14 protein-coding genes and 2 tRNA genes are annotated in these 16839 nt (G+C 66.5%); 10 read left to right on the plus strand and 6 right to left on the minus strand.

Annotated features, from left to right (window positions below; genetic code table 11):
• Positions 1-215: 215 nt before the first annotated feature.
• From folP to phoR, 9 genes are all read left to right on the plus strand, one after another.
• Positions 216-1082: a dihydropteroate synthase gene (gene folP / locus AC6EI8_RS09995; RefSeq protein WP_226107626.1), complete on the plus strand. Its 867-nt coding sequence runs from the start codon at positions 216-218 to the stop codon at positions 1080-1082.
• An 85-nt stretch (positions 1083-1167) separates the two neighbouring features.
• Positions 1168-2511 (plus strand): phosphoglucosamine mutase, encoded by a 1344-nt coding sequence (gene glmM / locus AC6EI8_RS10000; RefSeq protein ID WP_226107628.1) that lies wholly within the window; start codon positions 1168-1170, stop codon positions 2509-2511.
• A 292-nt stretch (positions 2512-2803) separates the two neighbouring features.
• Entirely contained in the window at positions 2804-3835 is a 1032-nt protein-coding gene (gene pstS, locus AC6EI8_RS10005; RefSeq protein ID WP_149319836.1) for a phosphate ABC transporter substrate-binding protein PstS, read from the plus strand.
• A 95-nt stretch (positions 3836-3930) separates the two neighbouring features.
• The gene (gene pstC / locus AC6EI8_RS10010) at positions 3931-4896 is read left to right on the plus strand and encodes a phosphate ABC transporter permease PstC (RefSeq protein WP_226107630.1); all 966 of its coding nucleotides are present in this window, start codon (positions 3931-3933) and stop codon (positions 4894-4896) included.
• The gene (gene pstA, locus AC6EI8_RS10015) at positions 4893-5804 is read left to right on the plus strand and encodes a phosphate ABC transporter permease PstA (protein WP_150082649.1); all 912 of its coding nucleotides are present in this window, start codon (positions 4893-4895) and stop codon (positions 5802-5804) included. The genes pstC and pstA overlap by 4 nt, the downstream gene beginning before the upstream one ends.
• Positions 5805-5853: 49 nt before the next feature.
• On the plus strand, positions 5854-6642 hold the full coding sequence (gene pstB / locus AC6EI8_RS10020) for a phosphate ABC transporter ATP-binding protein PstB (protein WP_006576607.1): 789 nt from the start codon (positions 5854-5856) through the stop codon (positions 6640-6642).
• Positions 6643-6716: 74 nt separating this feature from the next.
• Positions 6717-7421, plus strand: a complete 705-nt coding sequence (phoU, locus tag AC6EI8_RS10025) for a phosphate signaling complex protein PhoU (RefSeq protein WP_498381850.1) — start codon at positions 6717-6719, stop codon at positions 7419-7421.
• A gap of 180 nt (positions 7422-7601) precedes the next feature.
• Positions 7602-8309, plus strand: coding sequence for a phosphate regulon transcriptional regulator PhoB (gene phoB, locus AC6EI8_RS10030; protein WP_149319839.1), 708 nt, complete (start codon positions 7602-7604; stop codon positions 8307-8309).
• 191 nt (positions 8310-8500) lie between these two features.
• Complete coding sequence (gene phoR, locus AC6EI8_RS10035) at positions 8501-9820, plus strand: phosphate regulon sensor histidine kinase PhoR (protein ID WP_498381851.1); 1320 nt, start codon at positions 8501-8503, stop codon at positions 9818-9820.
• Between the two features lie 92 nt (positions 9821-9912).
• Here phoR and ppk1 read toward each other — a convergent pair whose 3' ends face one another.
• Positions 9913-12030 (minus strand): polyphosphate kinase 1, encoded by a 2118-nt coding sequence (gene ppk1 / locus AC6EI8_RS10040; RefSeq protein WP_149319841.1) that lies wholly within the window; start codon positions 12028-12030, stop codon positions 9913-9915.
• Between the two features lie 130 nt (positions 12031-12160).
• Between ppk1 and ppx the strand changes: the two genes are divergently transcribed.
• Positions 12161-13693 (plus strand): exopolyphosphatase, encoded by a 1533-nt coding sequence (gene ppx / locus AC6EI8_RS10045; protein WP_498381852.1) that lies wholly within the window; start codon positions 12161-12163, stop codon positions 13691-13693.
• 166 nt (positions 13694-13859) lie between these two features.
• Here the strand turns inward: ppx and AC6EI8_RS10050 are convergent, their stop codons facing one another.
• From AC6EI8_RS10050 to AC6EI8_RS10070, 5 genes are all read right to left on the minus strand, one after another.
• Positions 13860-14696: a GNAT family N-acetyltransferase gene (locus AC6EI8_RS10050; RefSeq protein WP_149319843.1), complete on the minus strand. Its 837-nt coding sequence runs from the start codon at positions 14694-14696 to the stop codon at positions 13860-13862.
• Between the two features lie 218 nt (positions 14697-14914).
• On the minus strand, positions 14915-15391 hold the full coding sequence (locus AC6EI8_RS10055; RefSeq protein WP_498381853.1) for a SixA phosphatase family protein: 477 nt from the start codon (positions 15389-15391) through the stop codon (positions 14915-14917).
• A gap of 754 nt (positions 15392-16145) precedes the next feature.
• A complete protein-coding gene (gene infA, locus AC6EI8_RS10060) occupies positions 16146-16367 on the minus strand; it encodes a translation initiation factor IF-1 (RefSeq protein ID WP_006578938.1) in 222 nt (73 codons plus the stop codon).
• A 249-nt stretch (positions 16368-16616) separates the two neighbouring features.
• Positions 16617-16693: transfer RNA gene (locus AC6EI8_RS10065), tRNA-Arg, on the minus strand.
• Positions 16694-16744: 51 nt separating this feature from the next.
• Positions 16745-16821, minus strand: a tRNA-Pro gene (locus AC6EI8_RS10070).
• Positions 16822-16839 lie beyond the last annotated feature (18 nt).

Raw genomic sequence — 16839 nt, forward strand, 5'->3', positions numbered from 1 at the left:
CTGATCCGGGACCGTCCGGGACTGTCCAGTCAAAGGATGATGGCAGCGCTGCGCGTCACGCGCTGAGCCTCGCAAAGCCGGTGCCCCAGGGCACCGGCTTTTTTCGTCCCGACTGTCGTGCCGGCTTTGGTCCCGGCTTTCGTCCCGACTTTCCGCGCCACGTGCCTCGCCCGACGTCCCCGCATATTCCTTCCCCGCTTATTCAGGACCGCAACTTGTCGACCTCGTATTTCCAGTGCGGGCGCTATCGCTTTGCACGCGACCGCCGCCCGCTGGTCATGGGCATTCTCAACGTGACGCCGGACTCGTTCTCCGACGGCGGCCAGCATGCGAGCCGCGACGCGGCGCTGCGGCATGCCGAGCAGATGATCGCCGAGGGCGTGGACATCATCGATATCGGCGGCGAATCGAGCCGGCCCGGCTCGGCGTCGCTTCCGCTGGAGCAGGAGCTGGCGCGCGTGCTGCCCGTCGTCGAGGCGCTGCGCGGCTGCGGCAAGCCGCTGTCGATCGATACCTACAAGCCCGAGACCATGCGCGCCGCGCTGGCGGCCGGCGCCGACCTGATCAACGACATCTGGGGCCTGCGCATGCCGGGCGCGCTCGAGGCCGTGGCGGCAGCCGAGGCGGGCAATGCGGGACTATGCGTGATGCACATGCAGCGCGACCCGCAGACGATGCAGGAGGCCCCGCACTACGACGACGTGGTCGGAGAGGTCCGCGGTTTCCTGCGCGAGCGGGTCGATGCGCTGCGCGCGGCCGGCATCGACGACAGCCGCATCGTGCTCGACCCGGGCTTTGGCTTCGGCAAGACCGCGGATCATAATCTGCGCCTGCTCGGCGAACTGCCGCAGCTGGCCGTCGATGGCCTGCCGCTGCTGGCAGGGCTGTCGCGCAAATCGACGCTTGGCGCGATCCTTGGCGGACGGCCGCCGCGGGAGCGCGTCGCGGCCAGCATCGCCGCGGCTGTGTGCGCGGCCGAACGCGGCGCCTATATCGTGCGCGTGCACGATGTGCAGGCGTCGGTCGATGCGATCAAGACCTGGTGGGCCGTGCGGCAACAGCGCGTGGATGCCGCGGCCTGAGTCCGGGCACTGCATCGCCGCAACACCGCGAACCCCCTCACAACGCAAACACCTGAACCCGAATCAGAACAGGGAGAACGATCGGATGACACGTAAATATTTCGGCACCGATGGCGTGCGCGGCAGGGTCGGCGAGGCGCCGATCACGCCGGACTTCGTGATGCGGCTCGGCTATGCGGCCGGACGCGTGCTGGCGCTTGGCCAGCCGAGCTCGCAGGGCAAGCCCACGGTGCTGATCGGCAAGGACACGCGGATTTCCGGCTACATGCTGGAGGCCGCGCTGGAGGCGGGCTTTACCGCGGCCGGTGTCCATGTGCTGCTGACCGGTCCGCTGCCGACGCCGGGCATCGCCTATCTGACCCGCGCGCTGCGCCTGGCCGCTGGTGTGGTCATTTCGGCCAGCCACAATCCGTATCACGACAACGGCATCAAGTTCTTCTCGGCCACCGGCGACAAGCTGCCCGACGAGGTCGAACTGGCGATCGAGGCCGAGCTCGAGGCGCCGATGCATTGCGTGCCGTCCGACCAGCTGGGCCGCGCCCGCCGGATCGACGATGCGGCAGGCCGCTACATCGAGTTCTGCAAGAGCACCTTCCCGTACGACCGGGACCTGCACGGCCTGAAGCTGGTGGTCGACTGCGCGCATGGCGCCGCCTACCACATCGCGCCGCACGTGTTCCACGAGCTGGGCGCCGACGTGGTGTCGATCGGCAACCAGCCCAATGGCCGCAACATCAATGACGGCTACGGCGCCACCGCGCCCGACAAGCTGGTCGAGGCCGTCAAGGCCCAGGGTGCGGACCTCGGCCTGGCCTTCGACGGCGACGCCGACCGGCTGCAGGTGGTCGACGCCGACGGCCGGCTCTACAACGGCGACGAGCTGCTGTACGCGATCGTGCAGGACCGCATCGCCTGCGGACAAAGCGTCCCCGGCGTGGTCGGCACGCTGATGACCAATATGGCGGTCGAACTGGCCCTGCAACGCCAGGGCGTCCAATTCGTACGGGCCAAGGTCGGCGACCGCTACGTGCTTGAAGAGTTGGGCAAGCGCGGCTGGACGCTGGGCGGCGAGGGCTCCGGCCACTTGTTGTGCCTGGATCGTCACTCGACGGGCGACGGCATCGTGTCGGGCCTGCAGGTGCTGGCGGCGCTGCGCCGCAGCGGCAAGACGCTGGCCCAGCTGCTCGACGGCGTGTCGCTGTTCCCGCAGACGCTGATCAATGTGCGCGTGCAGAAGGGCTTCGACTGGCAGAACCATGCCGGCCTGCAGGCCGCGCGCGCCGAGATCGAGCCGGCGCTGGCCGGCAAGGGTCGGGTGCTGATCCGTGCCTCCGGCACGGAGCCGGTGGTGCGGGTGATGGTCGAGGCCGAACAGGCCGAGACCGCCGAACAGGCGGCCCGCAAGCTGGCCGACGCGCTGGCGACCTGACACGGCGCAAGGCAGTCAGCCGCCATGGAACGCCCGGCCTCGGCCGGGCGTTTTCCTTTGGCCCCCAGCCCCCACTCAACCGCCAGCAACCCACCGCCCGGTCACCTCCGCGGTCCTCCCAGCCACCCCAGCCACCCGCATCCGCTCCAGCTACCCCCAGCCGACGCCCCCTCGCTTGCCTTAAATGTCTCTTCAGAGAAATTTTCGCGATGTCATGGAACTGTCATAGAGGCCGCATACAGTTCGGGATGTCAAAAAACTGACATTCCCAACCATGTTCTCTGGAGGACATATGAAGCTGGTCAAGACTGCCGTTGCGGGCATCGTTTCGATGGTGGTAGCAGGCTCCGCATTCGCGGCAGAAATTACCGGTGCAGGCGCTTCTTTTCCGGCGCCCGTCTATTCCAAGTGGGCCGACGCATACCAAAAAGCTACGGGTAACAAGGTCAACTATCAATCGATCGGCTCGTCCGGCGGCATCAAGCAGATCAACGCCAAGACGGTCGATTTCGGCGCCTCGGACGCCCCGCTGAAGGACGAGGAACTGGCCAAGCAAGGCCTGGTGCAGTTCCCGACGGTGATCGGCGGCGTGGTGCCCGTGGTCAACCTGCAAGGCATCAAGCCGGGCGAACTGACCATCACCGGCGAAGTGCTGGCCAACATCTACCTGGGCAAGATCAAGAAGTGGGACGATCCGGCCATCAAGGCGCTGAACCCCAACGCCAAGCTGCCGAGCCAGGACATCCTGCCGGTGCGCCGCGCCGACGGTTCGGGCACCACCTTCATCTTCACCAACTACCTGTCGAAGGTCAGCGCTGACTGGAAGAGCTCGGTGGGCGAAGGCACCTCGGTCAACTGGCCGGGCGGCGGCACGGGCGGCAAGGGCAACGAGGGCGTGGCCGCCTTCGTGCAGCGCCTGAACGGCGCGATCGGCTATGTCGAGTACGCCTACGCCAAGCAGAACAAGATGACCCACGTGAAGATGAAGAACGTCGCGGGCGCGGTCGTCGAGCCGAGCGACGACGCCTTCAAGGCTGCCGCCGCCGGCGCCGACTGGAGCAAGTCGTACTACCAGATCCTGACCAACCAGCAGGGCAAGGACGCCTGGCCGATCGCCGGCGCGACCTTCATCCTGGTGCACAAGAACCAGGAAAAGCCGGCGCAGGGCGCGGAAGTGCTGAAGTTCTTCGACTGGGCCTACAAGAGCGGCGCCAGCATGGCGAGCGAACTGGACTACGTGCCGATGCCCGAGTCGGTCGTCAACCAGATCCGCGCGACCTGGAAGAGCAGCATCAAGGACGCCTCGGGCAAGGGCCTGTACTGATCGTCTGTCGATGCGAAGGGAGGGCGCAGTCGGCCCTCTCCCCAAGCCCTTCTCCCGCATGCGGGAGAAGGGCGCAAACCGGAATACTCCCTGCCATGGCGACCACGTCCGATCTTCCCGCCGTACGCGCACCCGGCCGCACCGGTGACATCCTGTTCGGTGGCCTGACCCGCGGCGCCGCCATCATCACGCTGATGCTGCTGGGCGGCATCATCGTCTCGCTCGCCATCAGCGCCTGGCCTTCGATCCAGGCCTTCGGCTTCAAATTCCTGTGGACCGCGCAGTGGGATCCCCCCGCGGATATCTACGGCGCGCTGGTGCCGATCTACGGCACGGTGGTGACCTCGCTGATCGCGCTGATCATCGCGGTGCCGGTCAGCTTCGGCATCGCGCTCTTCCTGACCGAGCTCTCGCCCGCATGGCTGCGCCGCCCGCTGGGCACGGCGATCGAGCTGCTGGCCGCGGTGCCGTCGATCGTCTACGGCATGTGGGGCCTGCTGGTATTTGCGCCGCTGTTCGGCGAATACTTCCAGAAGCCGCTGGCCGCCACGGTGGGCCAACTGCCGCTGATCGGGCCGCTGTTCCAGGGCGCGCCGCTGGGCATCGGCCTGCTGTGCGCGGGCGTGATCCTGGCCATCATGATCATTCCGTACATCGCCTCGGTGATGCGCGACGTGTTCGAGGTCACCCCGGTGCTGCTCAAGGAGTCCGCCTACGGCGTGGGCTGCACCACCTGGGAGGTGATGTGGAGCGTCGTGCTGCCCTATACCCGCGCCGGCGTGATCGGCGGCGTGATGCTCGGCCTGGGCCGCGCGCTGGGCGAGACCATGGCGGTCACCTTCGTGATCGGCAACACCAACCTGCTGGACAACGCCTCGCTGTTCTCGCCGGGCAACAGCATCACGTCCGCGCTGGCGAACGAGTTCGCCGAGGCCGGTCCCGGCCTGCATACCGCCGCGCTGATGGAGCTCGGCCTGATCCTGTTCTTCATCACCTTCGTGGTGCTGGCGCTGTCCAAACTGCTGCTGCTGCGCCTGTCGCGCAATGAGGGCAAGAAATGAATTCGACCAGCCAAGCGACCATGTCGACCTCGTCGATCCCGGCCGTCCACGCCGATGCCAACGAGGTGCGCGAGCGCCTGCAGGCACGGCGCAAGCGCATGAACGTCTACGCGCTGGCGGCCTCGCTGGCGGCGATGACCTTCGGCCTGTTCTGGCTCGCGTGGATCCTGTGGACCACGATCTCGCTGGGCATCGGCGGCCTGTCGATCGACCTGTTCACGCAGATGACGCCGGCGCCGAACACCGCCGGCGGAGGCCTTGCCAACGCCATCTTCGGCAGCTTCGTGATGGTGGGCCTGGCCACCGTGCTGGGCACGCCGCTGGGCATCCTGGCCGGCATCTATCTGGCCGAGTACGGCCAGAAGTCGCCGCTGGCCAGCTTCATCCGCTTCATCAACGACATCCTGCTGTCGGCGCCGTCGATCGTGATCGGCCTGTTCGTCTACGCGCTGGTGGTGGCCCGGATGGGGCATTTCTCGGCCTGGGCCGGCATCTGCTCGCTGGCGCTGCTGCAGATTCCGATCGTCGTGCGCACCACCGAGAACATGCTGAACCTGGTGCCCAATGCGCTGCGCGAGGCCGCCTTCGCGCTCGGCACGCCGAAATGGAAGATGGTGCTGTCGATCACCGTCAAGGCCTCGTACGCGGGCATCATCACCGGCGTGCTGCTGGCGGTGGCCCGGATCGCCGGCGAAACCGCGCCGCTGCTGTTCACCGCGCTGTCGAACCAGTTCTGGAGCACGGACCTGAACAAGCCGATGGCCAACCTGCCGGTGACGATCTTCCGCTTCGCCATGAGCCCGTTCACCGAATGGCAGCAGCTGGCCTGGGCCGGCGTGTTCCTGATCACGATCGGCGTCCTGGCGCTGAACATCCTGGCGCGCGTGCTGTTCAAGAAGAGCCAGTGAGCCAAACCGCGCAGCCTGCGAAACCACGAATCTACCTGCGAGACCCAGCATGACTTCGACCGTCATCGACATCCCCGACAGCGTCCGCGCCAAGATCGACGTGCGCAACCTGAACTTCTACTACGGACAGTTCCACGCGCTGAAGAACATCAACATGTCGATCCCGGACCGCAAGGTCACGGCCTTCATCGGTCCCTCGGGCTGCGGCAAATCGACCCTGCTGCGCACCCTGAACAAGATGTACGCGCTCTATCCCGAGCAGCGTGCCGAGGGCGAGATCAACATGGACGGCGAGAACCTGCTGACCAGCCGCAAGGACATCGCGCTGCTGCGCGCCAAGGTCGGCATGGTGTTCCAGAAGCCGACGCCGTTCCCGATGTCGATCTACGACAATATCGCCTTCGGCGTGCGGCTGTTCGAGAAGCTGTCGCGCTCGGAGATGGACGACCGCGTCGAGTGGGCGCTGTCGAAGGCCGCGCTGTGGAACGAGGCCAAGGACAAGCTGCACCAGTCGGGCTACAGCCTGTCCGGCGGCCAGCAGCAGCGGCTGTGCATCGCGCGCGGCATCGCGATCCGCCCCGAGGTGCTGCTGCTCGACGAGCCGTGCTCGGCGCTGGACCCGATCTCGACCGGCCGCATCGAGGAACTGATCGCCGAACTGAAGGACGAGTACACGGTGGTGATCGTGACCCATAATATGCAGCAGGCCGCGCGTTGCTCGGACTTCACCGCCTATATGTACCTGGGCGAGCTGATCGAGTTCGGCGAGACGGAGAAGATCTTCATCAAGCCGCACCGCAAGGAAACCGAGGACTACATCACCGGCCGTTTCGGCTGAGCACCAAGGCAGCCCTTCCAAGCAACGCCCGCCGTGCCGCGCGACGCGCCAGCATCCGCGGCCAGGAGAACATGATGACCGACAAGCACCTGTCGACCCAATTCGACGCCGACCTCAACGCGATCAATACCAAGCTGCTGCAGATGGGCGGCCTGGTCGAGGCGCAGATCGATACCGCGATGAAGGCGCTGGCCGATTTCGACGCCACGCTGGCCGAGCAGGTCATCGAGCGCGAGAACCAGATCAATGCGCTGGAGATCGAGATCGACGCCGACTGCGGCAATATCATCGCGCGCCGGCAGCCGACCGCGCGCGACCTGCGCCTCGTGATGGCCATCTCGAAGACCATCACCAACCTGGAGCGCGCCGGCGACGAGGCGGAGAAGATCGCCAAGCGCACCAAGCACATCATGGAAGAGACCGGCGCGCAGGGCATCAACTACGCCGAGGTCAAGCTGGCCGGCGACCTGGGGATCGCGCTGCTGCGCAAGTCGCTCGATGCCTTCGCCCGCCTCGATACGGTCGCGGCCGCGCGCATCGTCAAGGAAGACAAGGCGATCGACGACGAATTCCGTGCCTTCGTGCGCAAGCTGATCACCTACATGATGGAAGACCCGCGCACGATCTCGGTCGCGCTGGACTTCCTGTTCATCGCCAAGGCGGTCGAGCGCATCGGCGACCATGCCAAGAACATCGCCGAGTTCATCATCTATATCGTCAAGGGCACCGACGTTCGCCATACCTCGCGCGAGGACATGGAAAAGGAAGCGCTGAGCTGATCGGGCCGCACCGGTCGAACGACGCCGCGGTACCTGCCCGTTGTTCAGCTGCCCGGTCGGTACCTGGCCGTTGCGAGGCGCTTGCCGTACATGGCTCGCTGTATTTCGTCCGCTGTATATCGCCATCTCGCTGTTCCATCTGCCAATACCTGAACCTGCCAGAGAGCGGAGAACTCATTCATGCCTAGCAGTATTCTGGTCGTCGAAGACGAACCGGCCATCGCCGAACTGATCGCCGTCAACCTGCAGCACGCGGGGCACTATCCGATTCGTGCCTACAACGCCGAGCAGGCGCTGTCGCTGATGAGCGATGTGTTGCCTGATCTGGTCCTGCTCGACTGGATGCTGCCGGGCAAGTCGGGCGCGGTGTTCGCCAAGGAGCTGCGCAACAACGAACGCACCAAGCAGATCCCGATCATCATGCTGACCGCGCGCAGCGAGGAGCAGGACAAGGTCATGGGGCTGGAGGCTGGCGCCGACGACTACGTGACCAAGCCGTTCTCGCCGAAGGAACTGCTGGCGCGCATCAAGGCGGTGCTGCGCCGGCGCGCGCCGCAGCTGACCGACGACGTGGTGGCGATCAACGGCCTGCGGCTGGATCCCGCCACGCATCGCGTCACCGGCGAAGACGAATCCGGCCCGATCAAGCTCGAGCTTGGCCCGACCGAATTCCGCCTGCTGCATTTCCTGATGACGCATCCGGAGCGGGTGCACAGCCGCTCGCAGCTGCTCGACCAGGTCTGGGGCGACCACGTCTTCGTCGAGGAGCGCACCGTCGACGTGCATATCAAGCGCCTGCGCGCGGCGCTGGCCCCCGGGGGCTACAGCGCGATGATCGAGACCGTTCGCGGCAGCGGCTACCGCCTGGCCCGTTCGCCGGGGCAGTGAGCGGCCGGCCTCGCGCGGTTTGCCGCGCGGTTGGCGGCCCGGGCGAGGCGGCTTTTCTGTCGCCGCGCGGTTGCCTCGCCGTTGCGTCGCCGTTCCATTTTTCGTGGCACACTGCGGCCCATCCCGCCTGCGGCGGCCGGACCTGATCTCCACCGACGCCGTTCCCCGCCAGGCTGCCATCGCACGATCTCATGAATGTCATCTGGGCCCGATCCGCGGCCGTCCTGATCCTGCTGGCCATCGCCGCCGCGCTGCTCGCCGTCTTCGTCGGCGTGACCGCCGCGCTGGCGCTGACCACCGGCGCGCTGCTCGCGCTGCTTGTCTTTTATCTGTATCAGATCAACCGGCTGTGGAAGGTGCTCGACGCGCCGGCCTACGGCGAGATTCCGAGCGCGGTCGGGCTGTGGGGCGAGGTCTATTATCGGCTGCACCGGCTGGTCAAGCGCTGGCGCATGCAGGTGCTGCAGGTCGAGCAGCAGCACACGCGTTTCATCCAGGCCATCCAGGCCTCGCCCAACGGCGTGTTGATGCTGGACGACGCCGACCAGATCGAGTGGTGCAACGCCGTGGCCGAGCTGCATTTCGGCCTCAGCGCACGGCGCGACGCGCGCCAGCGCATCACGCACCTGATCCGGCGCCCGGAGTTTGTGCAGTACCTGATGTTGCAACGTTTCGACGAACCCTTGCAGATGCGCGACATGGGCGAACACAAGCAGAGCGTGCTGGCGGTGCAGGTGCTGCCCTATGGCGACAATCGCAAGCTGGTGCTGACGCAGGACATCACCAAGCTCGAGAACACCGAGTCGATGCGGCGCGATTTCGTCGCCAACGTCTCGCATGAACTGAAGACGCCGCTGACGGTGCTGACGGGCTTTCTGGAGACCGTGCGCGACCTGCCGGTCTCGGACGAGGATCGTCGGCGCTATGTCGACATGATGATGACGCAGGCCATGCGCATGCAGCATATCGTCGAGGACCTGCTGGCGCTGGCCAAGCTCGAGAGCGACATGCAGCCGCCCAGCCAGGATCCGGTCGATATCGACGCGCTGGTGCACCACCTGGTGCATGACGCGCAGGGGCTGTCGCAGGGCCGGCACGAGATCACCGCCGACATCGACCGGGCGGTCGGCATCCGCGGCAACGAAACCGAGTTGCTGTCGGCGCTGGGCAATCTGGTGTCGAACGCGGTGCGCTACACGCCCGACGGCGGCCGCATCGGCATCGGGCTGTGCTATCGCGACGGCCACGCGGTGTTCTCGGTCAGCGATACGGGCCTGGGCATCGCCGCCGAACACATTCCGCGGCTGACCGAGCGCTTCTATCGCGTCGACCGCAGCCGCTCGCGCGATACCGGCGGCACCGGCCTGGGCCTGGCGATCGTCAAGCACGTGCTGTCGCGCCACCACGCCGAACTGCGCATCAGCAGCGAGGTGGGGAAGGGCAGCGTGTTCCGGGTGGTGTTCCCCGTCGATCGCAGCATTCACCAGCCGGGCGCGCGGCACGCGGCGTAGAGGCGGATCTCGGGTTGATTGGCGGACGAGGTACCGCCTTTCCTGCACGCCTTTCTCTTCAGCAGGAACCAGCAGGAAAGGCCGTGTGGCCCTCAGGCGAACATCCCCAGCAACTCCATCTGGCTGACCCGCCGTTCCTTCCCCTTGCCCGTCTGCTGGACATAGCTGCCGTCCGGCTGCATGACCCAGGCCGAGCCGTTGTCGCGCAGATGGACCAGCAGCCCTTCCTGGATCACGCGCGTCTTCAACGTCTTGTCGAGGATCGGGAAGGCGACCTCGACGCGGCGGAACAGGTTGCGGTCCATCCAGTCGGCGCTCGACAGATACAGCAGCTCGGTGCCGCCGGCCAGGAAGTAGTTGACGCGATGGTGTTCCAGGAAGCGGCCGACGATGGATCGCACCGTGATGTTTTCGGACAGTCCCGGCACGCCGGGCCGCAGCGCGCAGACGCCGCGCACGATCAGATCGATCTGCACGCCGGCGCGCGAGGCCTTGTACAGCTCCTCGATCACCGACGGCTCCAGCAGCGCGTTCATCTTGGCGATGATGCGCGCCGGCTTGCCGGCCCGCGCGTTGCGCGCCTCGGCCCGGATATGCTCGACCAGATTGCTCTGCATCGTGAACGGCGACTGCCACAGATGCTTGAGCTTGATGGAGCCGGCCGTGCCGGTCAGCAGCTGGAACACGTGATGCACGTCCTCGCACACCTCCTCGTTGGCGGTCAGCAGCCCGAAGTCGGTGTACAGCCGCGCGGTGCGCGGATGGTAGTTGCCGGTGCCCAGATGGACGTAGCGGCGCAGCTTGGTCTGCTTGCTCTTCGGGCCGGCAGGCTCTCGCCGCACGATCAGCAGCATCTTGGCGTGGCACTTGTGGCCGACCACGCCGTAGATCACGTGCGCGCCGGCCGATTCGAGGCGCTCGGCCCAGTTGATATTGGTTTCCTCGTCGAAGCGCGCCAGCAGCTCCAGCACCACGGTCACGTCCTTGCCGTTGCGCACCGCGGTCATCAGCGCTTCCATCACCAGCGAATCGTTGCCGGTGCGGTAGACGGTCTGCTTGATCGCCACCACGTCCGGATCGTTGGCCGCCAGCTGCAGCAGGTCCAGCACCGAGCTGAAGCTCTCGTACGGATGGTGCAGCAGCACGTCGCGCTGGCGGATCACGTCGAACATCGGCGTGCCGCCGCTGAACGCCTTCACCGCGGCCGGTACATGCGGCGGATATTTGAGGGCGGGGCGGTCGACCATATCGGGGATCGACATCAGCCGCACCAGATTGACCGGGCCGCTGACGCGATACAGGTCCTGCTCGCCGAGCGCGAACTCGGTCAGCAGCCGCCGCGTCAGCGCCGGCGGCGTTTCGGCCGCGACCTCCAGCCGCACCGCATCGCCGTAGTGGCGCGTCGGCAGTTCGCCCTGCAGCGCCTCGCGCAGATCGGTGATCTCGTCTTCGGAGACGAACAGGTCCGAATTGCGCGTGACGCGGAATTGATAGCAGCCGTCGACCTCGATCGCCGGGAACAGCTCGTGCACGAAGCCCTGCATGAACGAGGACAGCAGCACGAAGCCGTACGGATAGCCCGACAGCGACTGCGGCATCCGCACCACGCGCGGCAGCGCGCGCGGGGCCTGCACGATCGCCAGGTCGGCCTCGCGGCCGAAGGCGTCCTTGCCGGACAGCTCGACGACGAAGTTCAGGCTCTTGTTGGAAACACGCGGGAAGGGATGGGCCGGGTCCAGCGCGATCGGCGTCAGCACCGGGCCGATCTCGCGCACGAAGAAGTCGCGCGCCCAGTCGCGCTGCGCGTCGTTCCACACCGTGGTCATATGGAAGAACACGCCCTCGCGCTCCAGCAGGGGGAAGAGCACGTCCTGCAGCATGGCATACTGCGCTGCAACGAGGCGCTGTGTCCGCTCGGTGATCGACTGGTAGGTCTGCTGGAACGACAGGCCGTCCGGGGTCAGGCCGGACGGGTTGTCGCGCATCTGCTCCTTGAGCCCGGCCATCCGGATCTCGAAGAACTCGTCGAGATTGCTCGACACGATGCAGATGAACTTGAGGCGCTCGAGCAGCGGCACCGCCGGGTCCGCTGCCTGGGCCAACACACGGGAGTTGAATTCCAGGATGCCGAGTTCGCGATTGAGCAGCGTACCGGGCGGGGTCGTCGACATGGGCATGACCTTCTTTGGGCGATGCGGCGACTTTTCCATAGAATCGTGTCAACTTGATGACAACGTGATTTTGTCATGACATCGACACGGCCAGGACATATTCTTCCTGCCTCGCGCGGCCGGCGATGAACGGAATGCCGCCGGTCCGTGTTTCCAGACTGCTATGACGATGAACAATACTCCACGCCTGCTCGCCGCCGTCGATATGGGCTCCAACAGCTTCCGGCTGATGATCGGCCGGGTGGACGAGACCCAGACCGCGACCGGTCCGGTCAGCCAGATCTTCCAGGTCGATGCGCTGCGCGAGCCGGTGCGCCTCGCCGCGGGCCTGACCGCCGACAAGTACCTGGACCAGCCGGCGCGGCGCCGCGGGGTGGATGCGCTGCGGCGCTTCGGCGACCGCCTGCGCGAATTCTCGCCGGACCAGGTGCGCGCCGTCGCCACCAATACGCTGCGCGTGGCCAAGAACGCGTCCGAGTTCCTGATCGAGGCGGAGAACGCGCTGGGCTTTCCGATCGAGGTGATCGCCGGCCGCGAGGAAGCCCGGCTGATCTATCTGGGCGCGTCGCACGATGCGCCGGCCTGCGCCGGCAATCGGCTGGTGGTCGATATCGGCGGCGGCTCGACCGAATTCATCATCGGCAACGGCTACACGGCCAAGCTGATGGAGTCGCTCTATATCGGCTGCGTCTCGCACAGCCGGCAGTTCTTTCCCAGCGGCAATGTCGACGAATACGCGATGAAGCAGGCCGAGCTGGCCGCGCGCCGCGAAATCCAGGTGCTGGTGCGCCAGTACCGTAGCGCGGGCTGGCAGCAGGCGGTGGGATCGTCGGGCACGGCGCGCGCGCTGGCCGAGCTGATCGAGCTGAACGGCATGAACGACAACGCGCAGGAGCATGGCATCACGCGCGAAGGGCTGGAGCGGCTCAAGCGCGCGCTGATCAAGGCGGAGAACACCAATCGGGTGCGGCTGGTCGGGTTGAAGCCCGACCGCATCCCGGTGCTGCCCGGCGGGCTGTCGATCATGCTGGGCGTGTTTGCCGAACTCGATATCGACCGCATGGACGTGACCGACGGCGCGCTGCGGCTCGGCGTGCTGTACGACCTGCTCGGCCGCAGCCATCACGAGGACATGCGCACCGTCACGGTCGATCAGTTCATGCGCCGCTACGGCGTCGACCGTGCCCAGGCCGCGCGCGTGCGCCAGGCCGCGCAACGGCTGCTGGCGCAGTTTCCCGATCCGGCCAACGAACGGCGCGAGGACAATCTGGCGCTGCTGGGCTGGGCCGCCAGCCTGCACGAGATCGGCATGTCGATCGCGCACAGCAGCTACCACAAGCATTCGGCCTATATCGCCACGCATGCGGACATGCCGGGCTTTTCCAAGACCGACCAGGCGCGGCTCGCCACGCTGCTGCTCGGCCATGCCGGCAAGCTCGGCAAGCTGTCGGGGCGCGGCCGCTTTCTCGACTGGCGCATGCTGTTCAGCCTGCGGCTGGCCTTCGTGCTGTGCCGGCGGCGTGCCGACGTCGAACTGCCGGAGATCAGGGTCAGCCAGCGGGCCGACGCGTTGGAAGAGGGCTTCGAGGTGCGGCTGCCGAAGGCGTGGGTCGAGGCCAATCCGCTGGTCGAATACAGCCTCGGCAAGGAAGCCGACGAATGGGAGCGGATCGGGATCCGCTACAAGGTGGTGTACGTCTGAAGGGCGGAAAAACCGCCACCGGCAGACGCGTAGAGATTGCGCCGGCGTTCTACGTCTTCCGCTTGCGGGAGAGGGCTCCGGACAGTGCCCTGTTTGCCCCCCGCTTGCGGGAGGCGGCGAGAGGAGACAGCGCGCGGCTGGCGCGCTGCCTCAAGCCCTCAACCTCTTAGCGCTGCAGCCCGAGGAAGTGCCGCGCGTAACGCGGATTCATATCCCCGACGCGCAGCAGCGTCAGGAAGTCCGCCACGTTGAAGTCCGGATCCCAGGCCGGCATGCCGCAGATGCGTGCGCCCAGGCGCAGATAGCCCTTGATCAGCGCCGGCGGCTCGACTTCCAGATCCTGGTTCAGCTCGTGCACCGGCAGCGGCAGCCGGGGAAACGCGTGGTATTCGATCGGCGCCAGATAGTCGCGCGCGAACACGCGGCTCAGGCTCGCGGCGATATGGCCGCCGTCGTTGATCGGCACGCTCGCGCAGCCGAGCATCGACTCGATGCCCCAGCGCTGCAGGTACTCGCCCAGGCCGCCCCACAGCGCCATGATCACGCTGCCAGTGCGGTAGTCGCGATGCACGCACGAGCGGCCCAGTTCGACCATCTTCGGCTTCAGGTGGGCCAGCCGGACCAGGTCGAATTCCGATTCGGCGTACAGGCAGCCGATGCGCTTGGCCTGGTGCGGCGGCAGCACGCGGTAGGTGCCCACGACCTTCAGCGTGGCGAGGTCGCGCACGATCAGGTGGTCGCAGTAGGCATCGAACATGTCGATGTCGAGCTCGGGCGACGAGGTCGACAGGCGCGCGCCCATCTCCTCGGCAAATACCTTGTAGCGCAGGCGCTGCGCCTCGACTACTTCGTCCTGGTGGCGCGCCCACGCCACGCTGAGAGCAGGCGCTGCATCTTGCTGCGCAACGGATTGGCGATGAAGACGCCTCCGGCCCGGATGGCCCGCCAGGCCATTGGGCAAGGAATCGAAGAGCGGCTGGGTAGGCGTCGGGAGGTCTCGCATCAGATGTCCTTTCGATGACAACATGGCTGCGAAACAATGTAGAGGGGGCCGGTGACAGAGCCGTGAACCGGCGATGACGGTTGCGTGACCGCGCTGCCGTGGCGGATGAGGGCGTGGCGGCACGAATATGTCGCGACAGAAGACGTCGCGGCATGAGGGCGTCGCGGCATGAAGACGTCGCGACGATCACCGCGCCACGCAGCACCGCCGGACGAAGGTCACAGGAACTCGGGATTGATCACCGCGCGCAGCACGACCTGGTCCTCGTGCTCGCGCGTGCGGGCCGTCAGCCACCAGATGCCGCTCTTGCGGATGCTCCAGCTGATCTCCGTACCGGCCAAAAGCAAGGCCGCCAGCCGGCCGATCCAGGGCTGATGACCGACCACGACCGTGGTACCGGCCGCATGCGGCCAGTCGATCGCGACCAGCACGTCGGTGACATCGCTGTCCGGCGCCAGCGCGGGCAGCACCAGCGCGTCGGTGCGCAGCGCCGCGGCGGTTTCGCGGCTGCGCTGCGCGGGGCTGCACAACAGGCGCGCATCGGGCGGCAGATGCGCCCGCAGCCAGGCGGCCGAGGCTTCGGCCTGCTTGCGGCCGCGGCGGGTCAGGGCACGTTGCAGGTCCGCGGCGCGGCCCATGCCGGCAACATCGGGGAGCGCTTCCGCTTCGGCGTGGCGCCACAGGATCAGGTTCATTGCTGGAGATCGGCACGGCGCGAATGCCGTGCGGTGGTCTTTCGTGTTGGCACTCCGGAGACCGGTAGCGGCTCCGTCTGGATCGATTCGACCGGTGTATCGGTCTTGCGTTCGGCGCGGCGTCAGGGCCGTGCTGCCGGCGCCGTCTTCCGTCCGGCGCGTGGCCGGCGAGCCGATGCCGCGGCCAGTATGGCGCAGCGGCATGGCCGGGGCAATGCGCCGCCTTGCCGGTGACAGAATCGTGTCACCGGGCGACGCGGGAGTATCGGCGGCGTCGATGACAACGCGATGACGGTCGCGCGACGGTCACGATCCCGCGCGGCAACGGGACGGGCGGTAGGGGAGCGGACTGCGACGGGGCGAGCGGCAAACCGACGAGCCGAAAACGACGAGCCGAAAACGACGAGCCATAGGCGACCAGCCGGAAACAACGAGCGGCAAGCGAAGAGCCGAAAAGCGACAGGCTGCAACGCCCCAAGTCGACAAGCGACGAGCGCAGGCGGGCCAGCGAGGGCTGGGTCGGACTTCAGGGGAGGGCGGCGCGGTCGATGCCAGTACACCGCCACATCGAAGCGGGTGCCGTGAGCATCTTCCCGCCAAACGCGCGAACGCCACCATCGCGGTCATTCGCATCGGATGACCGCGTGCAAGCTGCGCTGGGGTGGGAGGCACGACGCCGCCAGGCGACGCGCAGGGTCGCGTCGTCGCAGCGACGCCGAACAGGAGCGAAACCGTTGGACCGGGCGGTCCGGTATCAGCTCTTGTGACGGAAGTTGATACGACCCTTGGTCAGGTCGTAGGGCGACATTTCCAGCGTCACGCGGTCGCCGGCCAGAATACGGATCCGGTGCTTCTGCATCTTGCCCGATGCGTAGGCCCAGATTTCCACGCCGTTTTCCAGCAGCACGCGATAGCGGTTGTCGGGCAGCGCTTCCGAAACGACGCCGCCGAATTCAATGAGTTCTTCCTTAGCCAAGCTTCCTTCCTTTGTGGCTCCATGATGGGCAGCCGGACGGCCGCCTTTGCGGATGCGCGATTATAGCACGAACGCACCTGCAGCATTTTGGGTTCCGGGCGCCTGCCTTTAGTTCCCGTACGCGGGCGGGAACCGGCGAAACGTGGCGTCGGCGCGGCAGGCTTTGTGAACCGGCGGCGATAAAAGCAGAGGGGAAATCGGGCGGAATAGTCTCCGCCTGGGAGTGCCTTTGCCGCCACCAAAGAGGTGTGGCCCGCCCTGCACGATTCGAACGTGCGACCGCTCGCTTAGAAGGCGAGTGCTCTATCCAACTGAGCTAAGGGCGGTCGGAAGAGAAAAAGGGTTAGCCGGCCGTGGCCTGCTAACCCTTGTCGTTCTGGTCGGGGCGACATGATTCGAACATGCGACCCTCTGATCCCAAATCAGATGCGCTACCAGGCTGCGCTACGCCCCGAAGCCGCGCATTGTATCC

This window comes from Cupriavidus sp. R6-3 (assembly GCF_059772245.1).

Bases quoted from the DNA above. Each gene is read 5' to 3' on its own strand.
- pstA (WP_150082649.1), top strand. From the start codon at position 4,893: ATGAATTCGACCAGCCAAGCGACCATGTCGACCTCGTCGATCCCGGCC.
- AC6EI8_RS10050 (WP_149319843.1), bottom strand. From the start codon at position 14,696: ATGCGAGACCTCCCGACGCCTACCCAGCCGCTCTTCGATTCCTTGCCC.
- phoR (WP_498381851.1), top strand. From the start codon at position 8,501: ATGAATGTCATCTGGGCCCGATCCGCGGCCGTCCTGATCCTGCTGGCC.
- pstS (WP_149319836.1), top strand. From the start codon at position 2,804: ATGAAGCTGGTCAAGACTGCCGTTGCGGGCATCGTTTCGATGGTGGTA.
- ppx (WP_498381852.1), top strand. From the start codon at position 12,161: ATGAACAATACTCCACGCCTGCTCGCCGCCGTCGATATGGGCTCCAAC.
- phoB (WP_149319839.1), top strand. From the start codon at position 7,602: ATGCCTAGCAGTATTCTGGTCGTCGAAGACGAACCGGCCATCGCCGAA.
- glmM (WP_226107628.1), top strand. From the start codon at position 1,168: ATGACACGTAAATATTTCGGCACCGATGGCGTGCGCGGCAGGGTCGGC.
- phoU (WP_498381850.1), top strand. From the start codon at position 6,717: ATGACCGACAAGCACCTGTCGACCCAATTCGACGCCGACCTCAACGCG.
- pstB (WP_006576607.1), top strand. From the start codon at position 5,854: ATGACTTCGACCGTCATCGACATCCCCGACAGCGTCCGCGCCAAGATC.
- ppk1 (WP_149319841.1), bottom strand. From the start codon at position 12,030: ATGGAAAAGTCGCCGCATCGCCCAAAGAAGGTCATGCCCATGTCGACG.
- pstC (WP_226107630.1), top strand. From the start codon at position 3,931: ATGGCGACCACGTCCGATCTTCCCGCCGTACGCGCACCCGGCCGCACC.
- AC6EI8_RS10055 (WP_498381853.1), bottom strand. From the start codon at position 15,391: ATGAACCTGATCCTGTGGCGCCACGCCGAAGCGGAAGCGCTCCCCGAT.